The sequence below is a fragment of the Nostoc sp. 'Peltigera membranacea cyanobiont' 210A genome, assembly GCF_002246015.1.
In the GTDB taxonomy this organism is placed as follows: Bacteria; Cyanobacteriota; Cyanobacteriia; order Cyanobacteriales; family Nostocaceae; genus Nostoc.
In genome coordinates this window covers 377553-391084 of record NZ_NOLJ01000004.1, presented here as the reverse complement: position 1 = coordinate 391084, position 13532 = coordinate 377553, and the positions used below count along the sequence as shown (strand labels likewise).

Annotated in this window: 11 protein-coding genes; 7 read left to right on the top strand and 4 right to left on the bottom strand. The window is 43.0% G+C overall.

Annotated elements, in window-relative coordinates:
• Window positions 1-76: 76 nt before the first annotated feature.
• Window positions 77-1843, top strand: a complete 1767-nt coding sequence (locus tag CDG76_RS14690; RefSeq protein WP_094349726.1) for an FAD-dependent oxidoreductase — start codon at window positions 77-79, stop codon at window positions 1841-1843.
• Between the two features lie 107 nt (window positions 1844-1950).
• Entirely contained in the window at window positions 1951-2178 is a 228-nt protein-coding gene (patX, locus tag CDG76_RS14685) for a heterocyst-inhibiting protein PatX (RefSeq protein WP_094349725.1), read from the top strand.
• Window positions 2179-3078: 900 nt separating this feature from the next.
• On the opposite strand, the gene CDG76_RS14680 is transcribed toward patX, so the two are convergent.
• Window positions 3079-3978, bottom strand: coding sequence for a ferritin-like domain-containing protein (locus CDG76_RS14680; RefSeq protein WP_094349724.1), 900 nt, complete (start codon window positions 3976-3978; stop codon window positions 3079-3081).
• A 375-nt stretch (window positions 3979-4353) separates the two neighbouring features.
• Between CDG76_RS14680 and CDG76_RS14675 the strand changes: the two genes are divergently transcribed.
• The gene (locus CDG76_RS14675) at window positions 4354-4554 is read left to right on the top strand and encodes a hypothetical protein (RefSeq protein WP_012411649.1); all 201 of its coding nucleotides are present in this window, start codon (window positions 4354-4356) and stop codon (window positions 4552-4554) included.
• A 124-nt stretch (window positions 4555-4678) separates the two neighbouring features.
• Here the strand turns inward: CDG76_RS14675 and glnA are convergent, their stop codons facing one another.
• Window positions 4679-6100, bottom strand: a complete 1422-nt coding sequence (glnA, locus tag CDG76_RS14670) for a type I glutamate--ammonia ligase (protein ID WP_094349723.1) — start codon at window positions 6098-6100, stop codon at window positions 4679-4681.
• Between the two features lie 357 nt (window positions 6101-6457).
• Between glnA and apcB the strand changes: the two genes are divergently transcribed.
• The 3 genes from apcB (at window position 6458) to CDG76_RS14655 (ending at window position 8337) form a co-directional block, all read left to right on the top strand.
• The gene (gene apcB / locus CDG76_RS14665) at window positions 6458-6967 is read left to right on the top strand and encodes an allophycocyanin subunit beta (RefSeq protein ID WP_094349722.1); all 510 of its coding nucleotides are present in this window, start codon (window positions 6458-6460) and stop codon (window positions 6965-6967) included.
• Window positions 6968-7120: 153 nt separating this feature from the next.
• Window positions 7121-7456: a XisI protein gene (locus tag CDG76_RS14660; RefSeq protein ID WP_094349721.1), complete on the top strand. Its 336-nt coding sequence runs from the start codon at window positions 7121-7123 to the stop codon at window positions 7454-7456.
• Between the two features lie 62 nt (window positions 7457-7518).
• Window positions 7519-8337 (top strand): TlyA family RNA methyltransferase, encoded by an 819-nt coding sequence (locus CDG76_RS14655; protein ID WP_094349720.1) that lies wholly within the window; start codon window positions 7519-7521, stop codon window positions 8335-8337.
• Here the strand turns inward: CDG76_RS14655 and CDG76_RS14650 are convergent.
• Both CDG76_RS14650 and CDG76_RS14645 read right to left on the bottom strand, forming a co-directional pair.
• On the bottom strand, window positions 8334-8591 hold the full coding sequence (locus tag CDG76_RS14650) for a Calvin cycle protein CP12 (protein WP_094349719.1): 258 nt from the start codon (window positions 8589-8591) through the stop codon (window positions 8334-8336). The two genes, CDG76_RS14655 and CDG76_RS14650, sit on opposite strands and share 4 nt — an antisense overlap.
• 184 nt (window positions 8592-8775) lie before the next feature.
• Window positions 8776-10131, bottom strand: coding sequence for a GTP-binding protein (locus CDG76_RS14645; RefSeq protein WP_094349718.1), 1356 nt, complete (start codon window positions 10129-10131; stop codon window positions 8776-8778).
• A 694-nt stretch (window positions 10132-10825) separates the two neighbouring features.
• Between CDG76_RS14645 and CDG76_RS14640 the strand changes: the two genes are divergently transcribed.
• Window positions 10826-13471, top strand: a complete 2646-nt coding sequence (locus tag CDG76_RS14640; RefSeq protein WP_094349717.1) for an EAL domain-containing protein — start codon at window positions 10826-10828, stop codon at window positions 13469-13471.
• Window positions 13472-13532 lie beyond the last annotated feature (61 nt).

Sequence of the window (13532 nt, the reverse complement as noted above, 5' to 3'; positions counted from 1 at the left end):
AAACTCAGCTGATAAAAGTAGAGCCAAGGATCAACCGAAATCAGCTAGATAGCTAACCCTGGTAGAGGATTTGGTCATGGTTCATCAGACATATACAGCTGATGTCTTAGTTGTTGGTGGAGGAACTGGAGCGACTGCGGCTGCTATCCAAGCGGCGCGACGGGGAGCCAAAACCATTTTGGTGAGTGAATTTCCTTGGTTGGGAGGAATGCTAACTTCGGCTGGAGTGTCTGTACCCGATGGCAATGAATTAGAATCCTTTCAAACGGGGTTATGGGGTGCGTTCTTGCAGGAATTGCGACAACGACAGCCTGGAGGATTAGATAACAGTTGGGTAAGCTTTTTTAGTTACGATCCCCGGATTGGGGCAGAGATTTTTGCCGATTGGGTGCAGGAATTGCCCAATTTGCACTGGATTTCGGGACAAGTACCTTTAGAAGTCTTCCGACAAGGTGATTCGATTACTGGTGTGCGCTTTGCTGATTTTGCTGTCACAGCCAAGATTATTCTTGACGGTACAGAGTTAGGAGATTTATTAGCTTTAGCTGACATCCCTTACCGTTGGGGTTGGGAATTGCAATCTGAGTGGGGAGAACCCAGCGCCCCAGTGGCTTTTAACTCTTTAACCCAAACATATCCTGTGCAAGCGCCCACTTATGTAGTGATTATGCAGGACTTTGGTGAAGCGATGTCTACGACGGGCTACGCCTACGCACCAGAGATTCTGGCTGCGCCTAACTATAATCCATCGCAGTTTACAGGTGCTTGGGATGGCTATGGAGCCGAGACATTTTTAAATTATGGACGTTTGCCCGGTGGCCTGTTTATGATGAATTGGCCAATCTGTGGCAATGACTACGGCGAAGGGGTAGGGCGGTTGATAGAGTCAGATGTATCCAGGGGGGAATTCATCCAAGAATCTCGCTGGCATAGCCACAATTTTGCCCATTTCATCCAAAAACAGCTTGGTCGTCGCTATGGTTTAGCAGAAAAAGTATTTCCTCACGCCTCTACAGCTTTTGCACTGCATCCTTATTATCGGGAAAGCCGCCGCTTGGTGGGGCTAACTACTGTTCGAGAACAGGATATTTTGCCGATCGCAAAAGGTAGAGTTGCATCTATATTTAATGATGCAATCGCAGTTGGTAACTACGCCAATGACCATCATTATCCTGGTGTTCAATTCTCACTGCAACCTAAATCTATCCGCTGGGGAGGACGTTGGACTGGAACTCCTTTTACAATTCCCTACAGTAGTCTAATTCCAGCTACAACAGATGGTTTCTTGGTCTGTGAGAAGAATATTTCTGTCTCCCACATTGCTAATGGCGCTACCAGATTACAACCTGTGGTTATGGGAATTGGCCAAGCAGCAGGGATGGCGGCGGCGATATGTGTTGAATTAAACTGCCAGCCGAGGGATTTACCTATTAGAAAGCTGCAAACGGCTTTATTAGAAGATAATCGCTCAAAAGCGCTAATTATTCCTTTGTTTAATCTTCCCGCCAATCGTTCGGATTGGCGGCACTGGCAACTGTATTACTTAGATAACCCACAAGCCTATCCAGTTAGTGGCGATTGCCCTGACTCTACTTTTGACAAGGCATTAATTCAGGAAAGTAACTGTTTCAAAGGCATCTTTTACCGCTTGGAACAGCAGGAATATAGATTCACTGTCACAGCACCAGCCACATATCAAGGGCAAAGCTGGCAGCTTGTGACTTTGCGATCGCATATCGACGAGCAATTACGCGCTTATCCCCACGAACAATTAGTTACATTGTGGGGCCGTTACAATCACTCTGGCAATTGGTTATTAGTCGAACATTTAAACGGAGGGTAAGAAGAGTTTATTTTCAGTAAAACAGAATACTTTTTGATGAATTGTCCGGATATTAATCAAAAAGCTAAGTATCAGTGAAGTGGAGAGTTCCCAAATAGACATTTGCTATGCGTGCTGCCATTTCACTTTTAGTATCGAGTCTGGTGTTCGGCCCCTTAGCTTTTAACTGCCAAGCAATGGTCAATCACTTATCAACAGAGCTGCCTTCCACGCCTACTTCGGAACAGTGGCTCTCGGCGGCATCTGAACAAGCTTCAGATGATGCGCCACGTCATCGCGGTAGTGGGCGCAGAGAAGTGACACAAAAAGTCCGAAATATCTATGCTGTGGTTTAACTACTGTAGGGTAATACATCTTTTCCCAAAGGAACAGAATTACCAGAAAACAGGATGTTGTGCTAACATCTCTTACACACCTTTTCTGGCAGAGATATATACAGTTGACACACGAAAGTCTTCAGCGATCGCTTAGTATTTCAACTGCAAACTTTGTATATATAATAGTTGGTCTCAATCCTGCCGATCAAAACGCAAATCAAATTAAGTGCTTTGATCGATAGCATTCCCAACTCCTCAAAAGCTCTACAACTGTTGCTCATATTCGGTGGAAAGCTTTGCATCTCAATCCTCAACGGCTCTAGAAATAGATGTTACTTAGGCTATCAGTTAATCTAAAGTACATCTATCTAATTCAGACATTTTGCTTTTTGAGGAAATAGTCTTAAGGCAACTTCACTTTATTCCCCATCACTTTATTCCCCAATAGATTTTCTTCTCATACATTCAGTAGCTGATTATCTACATAAGCAAGTAACCGATCTTCGCTCTGACATCTGTTTAGCGTCCTTTGCCGAAGCATAAAATCCCTTTCGTTTCATTTCTTGCTTATCTAGCGTATGGATTCACATAAGTAGTATAGGTTTATTGCACTTGCTAACAAATCTACTATTCTTTACCTACTTTTGCTCCTTGGTTCGTTCTCCTCGTAGATGGCTCCCAACAAAATAAGTGTTAAGAAGGATCTGCCAGATCATCTTAGTCTTTTTAACTATTTTACACCCAAGGCCAGATGCAAAGTTTTGCATTTGGTCTTTTTAGATGAATTTTACTTAAAGAAAAGGGAGTGGGGAGCAGCACTTCTCTACGAGAGGCTGCGCTCAGTGACCAAGTAGAAGTTTCAGTAAGTTTTATCCCCTCTGCCCCTTGGCACCTCTGCCTCTTGTGCCCAATGCCCTTTTACACCGTTGTTTTCTTGCGGTTATTTTCTCTTCCCTGGATGCCGTTGAGGAACATTGGCACAAACTTCTCGATAAACGTCTGTGGATCTCGCTGCCAAGCCTTTTGTGCAGCCTGAATCCTAGTAAATTGCAATTCAGGTGCTAGCAAAGTCTGGGGTAAGCGTTCCATCAGGTATTGAGGACGTTGCCAAAGCGGCATGGTATTTGCCACTTCCATCAGGTTGGCAACTCGTCGTAGTTCTGCACCCAAGGTGATATCCATTCCCGATTCAAACGCGGCTTGTTCGATTGCGGTATATTTTCGCTTGGCTTGCTCTACCTTTTGCTGATGTTCTGGACTTTTACGCGCAATCTCTCCTAGCCAGCGATTACCCCAGCGGACGTGTCCTGCTTCCTCTGGGAGAATTTTTTCAATCGTTTCCCGAATCTTGATGTTTTCTTCTGTCTGCGGTGCTTGTTTAAGCGCGTGAATGTGGGCAGAGAAATACTCACAACCCCGCTTTTCGGTGACGTTAATTGCGGCAAGGGAAGAAATCACAAAATTTTCGAGGTATTGGACTGGATCTTGTTGTTCGCTATCGAGTAGGCGTTCAAATTCATTGATATATGAAGAACCGGGCGGCTTACTAATATCTGCTCCCAAATCAATCAACAAGTCAGTTAGCCACATGGCATGACGAGCTTCATCTGAGATGTGATGAGACAAATCCCGCACTAGTTCTCGCGGCTGTCCATTTAGTTGTTCAATTAGCTCTGTGAGGTCTTTGCAACTGCGTTGTTCGCTGTAACGATAGCGATTGAGAGTAATCAGATGGATTTCGCGATCGCATACCACCCGTTTTAATACATCTCTGGCACTCAAAACATTCTGAAATTTACGCGGGTAAGTAACTGTCATAAATTATGTAAATTTTTGTAAATCTTTATTTGATAGTAACTTAATTTTTGCGAGTGCTGTATTTGTGCCGCTCCAGCGAAAAAAAGAGTAAAAGTTACAAGAATTAATCACTTGAGTTGAACTTAAGTGTAAATAAAAGTAACGAATAAATGTTCAGTCTTGGGTAAAGTGTGTTTTTGAGGTCAGACCAATCTGAAGCTAGATGATTTTAGCTATCAAAAGTGGATTGGAGAGATTTTCCCCCAAAGCCGGAAAATTGTAGGCAAATAAAATATAAATTTTTGTAAAAAGTAGCTTATGTTACAGAATTTTTGTTATATTAGTTTTGTAAGAAAAGAAAAATTATATATTCACGAAATAGAGAGGACTATGGTTATGTCTATTGCAGATAAATCTCGTGCATTAATGGTGCGTGAACATCAACAAGTCAAGAATCGCCAACAATCAATGCTGATGCGTGCGGCACAAGAACTAGGTCTTCCGGAAGAAGTATCTCACTACTGGAACCCAATTCAAGGGAAGGTAGATGCTAGCAGTCGGATGATTTATGGCCCCAGCCATGCTTCTATGAGCTAAGTTTCAGGAGTCATAAGTTGGATTTTTTGAGTGAATGTCTGAACTGATAAATCTGAAAAAAAAAAGCCACCCTCTACTTTAGGGTGGCAAAACCTATTACTTTTTAGTTAGATACGACTCTTAATTAAGCATCGTAGTAGAGGTAAAACTCGTAGGGATGAGGACGCAGTTGCAACTGCTTGGCTTCGTTAAGCTTGTAGTCAATCCAATTTTCGATAAAGTCTTCCGTGAATACGCCTGATTCTGTCAAGAAAGCGTGATCGTTTTCTAGTGCTTGCAATGCCAGTTCTAAAGAACTTGGAGTTGAGGGAACCTTTGCAAGCTCCTCTGGAGAGAGTTCATAGATATTCTTATCTAAAGGTTCACCAGGATGGATTTTGTTCTTGATGCCATCGATACCAGCACAAAGCATTGCAGCAAATGCCAAGTAGGGGTTAGATGTAGCATCTGGACAACGGAATTCCAAACGTTTTGCTTTGGGGTTCTTACCAGATAGAGGAATACGGATAGAAGCAGAACGGTTTCCTTCGGAGTAAGCCAAGTTAACAGGAGCTTCATAACCAGGCACTAAGCGCTTGTATGAGTTGGTGCTAGGGTTGGTAATTGCCAACAGCGCTGGTGCGTGTTTGAGAAGACCACCAATATAGTACAATGCCATATCGCTCAAACCGGCATACTTATCACCTGCAAACAGAGGTTGGCCGTCTCTCCAGATGGACTGGTGACAGTGCATTCCCGAACCGTTATCGCCAAAAATCGGTTTTGGCATGAAGGTGACGGTTTTGCCGTATTTCTTGGCAACATTCTTGATGACATATTTGTAAATCATCAACCAGTCAGCCGCTTCGATCAACTTACCAAAACGGAAACCTAGTTCGCACTGACCACCAGTAGCAACTTCATGGTGATGCTTTTCAATGGGCACACCTAATTCTGCCATTGTCAACAGCATCTCTGTACGGATATCTTGGAAAGAATCCGTTGGTGCGACTGGGAAGTAACCTTCTTTGAAGCGTGGTTTGTAACCCAAGTTGGGTTTTTCATCTGTACCGGCTTTACCGGAATTCCAAGCACCTTCTTCGGAGTCTAAGAAGTAGTAGCCTTCGTTAGCAGTTTGGGCAAACCTAGCATTATCAAAGATAAAGAACTCAGCTTCAGGGCCAAAGAAGGCTGTATCACCAATGCCACTGGAAACCAAGTAATCTATTGCTTTTTGGGCAATAACGCGTGGGCAACGGTTGTAGGGTTCACCCGTGCGGGGGTCTTTAATACTACAAATTATACTTAGCGTTGGCTCTTTCATGAATGGGTCGAACCAAGCAGTGTTGGGGTCGAGTACCATCGTCATGTCCGATTCGTTGATCGCTTTCCAACCCCGGATGCTGGAACCATCAAAAGGCACGCCATCAGTGAATGCAGTCTCATCGATTTGGTTTTGGTACAGTGTGAGGTGCTGCCAAGTCCCTACTGTATCGATGAATTTGAGATCAATTAGCTGAATTTTTTCATCTTGAATTCTCTTCAAGAGTTCTTGTGGTGTTGTCATTCTTACTCCTTCTCTACCAATTTCCTAAAGTAAACCAGAATCTTACATTGCATCCTAACCCTGCTGATCTCAATCAGGCCGTGACACACCAGAAATATCTTAAATACTAGACATTAGCGGATTTTGTAGCTTGTACTACAGATATCTGGATTATCAGGTTATATTAACCTTTCGGCGATCATGTGTACAAAACTGGAAAGTTCATCATATAGGGGTCAACTTTGACATAAAATCCTTATGTAGTGGATAGATTGTTTTTGTGCCGAATCTATTTTTAATAGCACAAAAATTTACTGGTGCATAAGTGCAGCCAAATAAATATCAAACCATAAATAGCAATGATTGGGAGAAGAAGGAATGCGCGATGCGGTAACAAGTTTAATTAAGAATTATGACTTAGCTGGTCGGTATTTTGACCGGAATGCGATCGATAGCCTGAAGTCTTACTTTGATAGTGGTACAGCAAGAGTACAAGCGGCAGCGGCAATCAATTCTAATGCGGCTGCACTTGTCAAGCAAGCTGGTTTAAAGTTATTTGAAGAACTGCCAGAATTGATTCGTCCTGGTGGAAATTCTTATACAACTCGTCGTTATGCGGCTTGTTTACGGGATATGGACTACTACCTGCGCTACGCCACCTATGCGCTAGTTGCGGGGAACACAAATGTATTGGATGAACGAGTGCTACAAGGGCTACGGGAAACTTACAATTCTCTAGGAGTGCCTATTGGGCCTACAGTTCGCGGTATCCAAATTCTCAAGGATCTGATTAAGGAACAAGTAGCAGCCGCAGGTGTGGTTAATACTGCTTTTGTGGATGAACCATTTGATCACATCACACGCGAGTTGAGCGAGATAGATATTTAGATTTTAAGCAGGCAAGGTGTCTGCCCCGACATAAACTTAAATAGCGATCGCACTTTTGTCTGTATTGGGAAAGAGCGATCGCTTTTTTGTGAACTCTAGACGTTGAGAAGGGCTTTATTCAAGCTTTTGCCCGCAACTAGAAAGGATTATCAGATGGATAAGCTAGCTCGGTATCGTGAAATTATTCGTCAGTTGATATTTGACTATGCTAGTCACAAGCCTGCTAACGGTCAGATAGAGACAGAAGCAGTCATTGACTCGGAGCGAGACCACTACGAAGTGTTACATATCGGTTGGGATGGCGTGCGCCGCGTACACGGTTCGGTGGTACATATAGATATTATTAATAATAAAGTGTGGATTCAATATGATGGTACTTCCCAGCCAGTTGCAGAGGCATTATTAGAAGCGGGTATTTTGCGCGAAGATATTGTATTAAGTTTCCATCCTGCTGAACTATGGCAATACACGGATTTTGCTGTATATTAATTATTTTTAACTACTCAAGTTATCGTGCTTTGGCTTTAATCTTACCAGGAGAGTCTAGTTAATTGGCGAAACAGCGACTCGACACACTATTAGTAGAATTAAATTTATGTTCTTCTCGCGCCTTAGCACAACGGCTAATTCAGGCGGGAGAAGTTACTGTTAATCAGCAATTAGTTGATAAACCTGGTACTGAAGTTGATATTGCAGCTCAAATAAATATTAAAGAGCGATCGCCTTTTGTTTCTAGAGGCGGTGAAAAACTCTCCAAAGCTTTGTCAGTATTTGCCATTCCTGTAGCAGAGCGAATTTGTTTAGATGGTGGGATTTCTACTGGTGGTTTTACTGATTGTCTCTTGCAAGCTGGAGCAACAAAAGTTTACGGTATTGATGTCGGTTACGGACAAGTTGACTGGCGGTTGCGAAACGATCCGCGGGTGATTTTGCGGGAACGCACCAATTTACGGCAACTGCGACCAGATGAGTTATATGGTGCAAATGACCCGATTCCTGATTTGGCGGTGGTTGATGTATCGTTTATTTCTTTAAATAAGATTCTGCCTGCTTTGTGGCAACTAACTCAAGCTAACCGAGAAGCTGTATTGTTAGTCAAGCCACAGTTTGAAGTCGGCAGATCCCGTGTGGGTAAAAAAGGTGTTGTGCGCGATCCAAACGACCAAGCTGATGCCATTTTCCAGGTTTTGCAAGCTGCCCACGAATTAGGATGGAAATACAAAGGCTTAACTTGGTCGCCGATCACTGGCCCAGCTGGGAATATCGAATATCTGCTGTGGTTGGGAATGGACAGTGAAATACCACCACTTAATTTAGAAGCAATTAAGCTAATAACGCAATCAGCAACAACTGATTTACGGAAAAATTAAACGTCGTAGATCAAACATTCTACGGAAGCTGGATGGCGATCGCAATAATTTTCCAAAGAGGTTTTGTTTGGTTTTGCTTGTTGTTGATGAGCTTTCTCAGCTTGTAATTCTTCCACAATGTCCCAAGCTACAGCACAACCAGCAGAATCGCTCCCATCAAGCTCACAAGTTGTCCGGGCTTCAGTAATGGCTTCAGTAATGGCTTCTTCAAGATTTGCTGCCTTAGCAGTTTCAAATTTTAGGGTAGTTGTCACGATCGTTTCACCTTTAATTTACGCAGATAGATATTAGGAAATAGGGAATCGTTTTATTTCCTATAACCTGTTCCCTCAATCTTGCATCCCAAATTCGGAATGTCAGTCAATTGTCAGAGGAGTTTGATAGAAGTTGATAAACACTTATAAACGGTAACAAAGGCTTAATAAATCTTATTTATTCTCAATATTTTATGCCTAACTCTTGTCGCAGACGATACAGAATTGTATTTTGGTCAACTTGAGATAAAATTTCTTGAATGACACTGCTAGCGCCTAATTGTCCCCAAGTGCAGCCTTTTTCGAGATACACTTGAGCGGCTTTGCCAACAGAGTACGCACCATAGCCGGCGATACCAGCTTGAGCGATCGCACTGCCAGCAAAAGCAGTAATATTACTGGGATTATCACCACTGGTTATTGCTGCCGTACTTTTACTTAAACCCAAAATAAAACTACTACCTAGTTCTCCCAGTAATAAACCACCAGAACTAAATAAAATCGTTTTTAAAATTTTTCCGGCTTCATAGCCAGTCATCGGCAAACCATATAATCTAGCGAGGGCGCGAATTAAAGCTAAATCGGCAACAGTTCCGCCAAGGATATCTAAAAAGGCGATGGGATTGAGCATTACTGCCAAGGCTTTGTATTTGGTAAATTGCCAAATAATTTCTTCGGCTTCCTTTTCGCGTAAATCGATGGTTTTTTGAGCGATCGCGGCTTCTGCATCCCGTGCTTGGATGAGTGCATTTAAAGCCAGAAGCGATCGCCCTTCCCGATTGAGAATATTCAGAATTATCTCTTTGAGTTCGTCTACTTGCGGTGCTGGTGTTTCCCATTCATAAGTTACACGCCCATCAGGCCATTCAACCCGGACTTCCATTGCTGCTGGTTCCGCTGCCACCATCACAATTTCATCAGGTAGTAGGGGCTTCGCTTCAGGATGTCCGGCACCCAGTTGTTGTAAATTTTGGTAAATTGCTCCTTGGTCTGTATCTGGGTAAAGGTCTATTTTGTTAAACACTAAAATCAGGGGTTTTTGCGATCGCCTTAATTGCAGCAGCGCTTGATACTCAGTACGAGTGATATCACCAGACACGACAAACAAAATCAAATCTGCCTGATGTACTACTTCTCGTGCCATATCCGCCCGTGACTCCCCCTCAATTTCATCTAATCCAGGGGTATCAATTAACTCTACTAGTACCTTATCACTAGGCTGCCACCGCACGGAACGGGGCCATTGAGTGACACCATTCAGGGGCCCAGTTTGCAAAATCTTGTCTCCCAACAAGGCATTTAAAACTGCTGACTTTCCCCGACTCACCAAACCAAAGACAGCAATTCTAATGACGTTTGAATCCAGCTTGTTGAGTGTGGCATTCAAAGCTTCCAATTCTGGTTTCATCAAACCTACCAATTCTGGGTTAGATGAAAGCTGTCCTGACTTACGAAGATATCCATACCAAGAAAGCGCTTGTCTGAGACTGGCGCGGGCACGATTTAAGTGAGTTTCTTGCAGATTACGATAAACCGACATAATATCTTATATCCCTAAGTTATTGGACTAATAATCTATATATAGGACATAAAAAGTCTCTAACTTTATGAGGTCAGAGATTAGGTGTTTTATAAATCTTAAGAAAGATGTAACTAATGGATAGCTCCAAAGAGAGACTAACGCCAAAATCTACACTTAGATCGGAGGCGGATTGGCTCCCGGCTTTGTTCAGTTTTAGTCGGCTTTGAAATCCTCTTATGTGACTCTCTTCTCTACAAGAGGCTGCCCCAACATCACGTTACGCGTAGCTTGCTTCCCTGTAAGGGTACAATTTTGAAATTTTAATTTTGAATTATCAATCTGGGTATCCTAAGAAAGACAAGGTTAGATAATATAGGCGAAGGAAAAAACTTTATAACTTATGTATGAGTAGAGAAAAAAGCTATAATTTCTACCACAAAAACTGATTGAACAATTAGCCATCTCATTCCATAAAAAGAAGAGTGCTGAGTTCCGTTAGCGCTGAGTGCGGTCAATCAATGAAGAGAAAGGCTGGTCTACACCCTCATCCCAATTTTGCGATGCCTGCGGTAAATGCTCGCCTACGCAGTTCGTGAGAACCTTGATTGAGCAAATTTTCCCATAAGTGCAGCCTGAAATTTTGGACTTATAGGAGCAGTCTTTTTCAGATTAAGACATAAATACTAATTATATAAGAATTTGAGGAACAGCCATGCAAGGAAATGAGCGGGAAAAAATACGCCATCTGTTGGTCATCCAAGACCTGGAAGGGCGGCGAACTGTCCCCTTGCGAGAGACTACTTATTCTCTGGGGCGGCATCCTGCAAACACTATTGTCTTGGCTTCCCGATCGGTATCAATGCAACATGCAATTTTATTGCGAGTAACTGTTCCAGAAACTGACCAATATGGCTTCCAAATTATTGATGGTAACTATAAGGGGAAAGGAAGTACTAATGGCTTATTTGTAAATGGCACTAAATGCTTTTCTCATAATCTTAGGCATGGAGATATCATTGCTTTTGGCAGTAATAAAGCTCAGGCTAAATATTATGCTATTTCCAATATTTCCGAACAAGCATTTTCTGAATCTTTTGATGTTGAAGACTTATCGGGTTTTTTATCAGAGCAAGCCAGTCCTGCCAATCCGTTTCAAACCTTAGCCATCGATCCCAGCTTTGAAGCAGCTAGTGAGTCTGCTCTAGCTCGCCTAGCATCTTTTCCTGAACTCATCCCCAATCCAATTATTGAGATGGATTTCGAGGGAAGAATTACATATCTCAATCCAGCCGCAGCTATCAAGTTTCCTAATCTTAGGAAAGTTGGGACAGAACACCCGATCTTAACGGGACTCTTGATTGGAGTTAACAATCTAGAAAAAAATTCTTTTGTGCGGGAGGTGGAAGTAGGCACAGAAGTTTTTGAACAATCCGTACTCTATCTTCCTGAAAGTGATTTAATTAGAACTTTTATTATTAGAGATATTACAGAGCAAAAGCAAGCTACAGCCGAACTGCGCCAGCGCGATCGCTTGCTACAAGCAGTTGCAGAAGCTGCCAATTATTTGCTGGGAGAAATGAATTACGAAACTGGTATCGATCTAGCTCTAGCTGTACTGGGTGAAGCTGCCAAGGCAGATCGTGCCTATCTCTTTCAGAACCATCTTCACCCTATTACAGAGGAAATGGCAGTCAGCCTAAGGTTTGAATGGACACAATCTTCTATTAAATCTACCCACCACCATTGGCAGAATCAGCCTTATCAAGCTTCTGGATTAGCCCGTTGGTATACAGTTCTCTCTAGCGGCCAGTCAATTAACGGCATCACTCAAAAATTTCCTGTCGCCGAACAAGAATTCCTGATTCGAGATGGCATTAAATCTCTTCTCTTGGTGCCTCTTCGCTTGGATAATGATTTCTGGGGGTATCTTGGCTTGGCAGACTGCACCTTTGAGCGTCATTGGTCAAAGCATGAAGAATCTACTCTTTTGACCATGGCCGCCAGTATTATGGGTGCGCGGCAGCGTCAGCAAGTGGAAGAAAAGATTCGTTATCAAGCCCTCCATGACATGCTGACAGGGTTGCCCAATCGTCTACTATTTAATGAGCTGCTCAGTAAAACTCTGCCCAACGCCACTCGCAATGGCGAAAGTTTAGCTGTGATTTTTCTCGATTTGGATCGCTTCAAGGTCATTAATGATACTCTGGGGCATACTCTCGGAGACCAATTGTTACAAAGCGTCTCTCAAAGATTAAAAGACTCACTCAGAGGTGGAGACACTGTAGCCCGTTGGGGAGGCGATGAATTTACTATTTTACTCCCACGAGTCAATGATATTGAAGAGGTAACTTTGGTGGCAGAGAGAATCTTACAAGCCTTAGAGGATGCTTTTCATCTCCAAGAGCATGAACTTTATGTAACTGCTAGCCTCGGTATTGCCTTACTTGATAGCAACAGCCCTGACACCGAAACACTAATCCAGCACGCAGATGCTGCTCTGTACTACGCCAAAGACAAAGGGCGGAATAACTACCAATTTTACAGTGTCTCCCTGAGTGCTAAAAATCCTGAACTCCTGACTTTAGAAAAGAGCTTGCGCTATGCCCTAGAACGCAATGAATTTACGCTTTACTATCAGCCTCGTGTGAACATTGCCACAGGAGAAATTACTAGTATGGAGGCTCTGTTGCGTTGGCAGCACCCAGAGATGGGATTGGTCGCCCCCAGTGTATTCATTCCCCTGGTCGAAGAAAGTGGATTAATTGTCCCCATCGGTGAATGGACTCTACAGACGGCCTGTAGCCAAAATAAAGCATGGCAAGATGCTGGATTGGCACCGATTAAGATCGCTGTCAATCTTTCTCTGAAGCAGTTCCGCCAACCCAAATTGGTAGAAACTATAGCTAGGATTTTACAACAAACAGGTCTGGAAGCCTGCTTTTTAGAATTAGAAATTATGGAAACCACAGCGATTGAAGACTTAGATTTTACCAGAAGGGTGTTAGAGGAGCTAAAACAAATGGGTATTTACATCTCCATTGATGACTTTGGTACGGGTCATTCTTCGCTCTCGCGCCTACAGCTTTTGCCACTCCACAATCTGAAAATAGATAAATCTTTCATTCAATATTTGACACAGGATGCCAAAGTAGCTCATATTATCCAGGCCATAGTTACCTTGGGACACAGCTTGGGATTAAAGTTAACAGCCGAAGGGGTGGAAAAAGAAGAGGAATTGGAATTCTTGAAATCTATCAACTGCGAGGAGGTACAGGGCTTTTTATTCTACCGCCCACTTTCTGCACAGAAAGCAACAGAAGTCCTCGAAAGCAAACAGACCAACGCTCTAGTACAGTGAAAACTCTTTGTACCAGTGAGGATACAATAACATTCATTGTCCTGCTGCCGACCTTTTTCGT

What these genes read in the sequence shown, in the direction of transcription:
- CDG76_RS14690 (WP_094349726.1), top strand. Translation starts at nt 77, where the DNA reads ATGGTTCATCAGACATATACAGCTGATGTCTTAGTTGTTGGTGGAGGA.
- patX (WP_094349725.1), top strand. Translation starts at nt 1,951, where the DNA reads ATGCGTGCTGCCATTTCACTTTTAGTATCGAGTCTGGTGTTCGGCCCC.
- CDG76_RS14680 (WP_094349724.1), bottom strand. Translation starts at nt 3,978, where the DNA reads ATGACAGTTACTTACCCGCGTAAATTTCAGAATGTTTTGAGTGCCAGA.
- CDG76_RS14675 (WP_012411649.1), top strand. Translation starts at nt 4,354, where the DNA reads ATGTCTATTGCAGATAAATCTCGTGCATTAATGGTGCGTGAACATCAA.
- glnA (WP_094349723.1), bottom strand. Translation starts at nt 6,100, where the DNA reads ATGACAACACCACAAGAACTCTTGAAGAGAATTCAAGATGAAAAAATT.
- apcB (WP_094349722.1), top strand. Translation starts at nt 6,458, where the DNA reads ATGCGCGATGCGGTAACAAGTTTAATTAAGAATTATGACTTAGCTGGT.
- CDG76_RS14660 (WP_094349721.1), top strand. Translation starts at nt 7,121, where the DNA reads ATGGATAAGCTAGCTCGGTATCGTGAAATTATTCGTCAGTTGATATTT.
- CDG76_RS14645 (WP_094349718.1), bottom strand. Translation starts at nt 10,131, where the DNA reads ATGTCGGTTTATCGTAATCTGCAAGAAACTCACTTAAATCGTGCCCGC.
- CDG76_RS14640 (WP_094349717.1), top strand. Translation starts at nt 10,826, where the DNA reads ATGCAAGGAAATGAGCGGGAAAAAATACGCCATCTGTTGGTCATCCAA.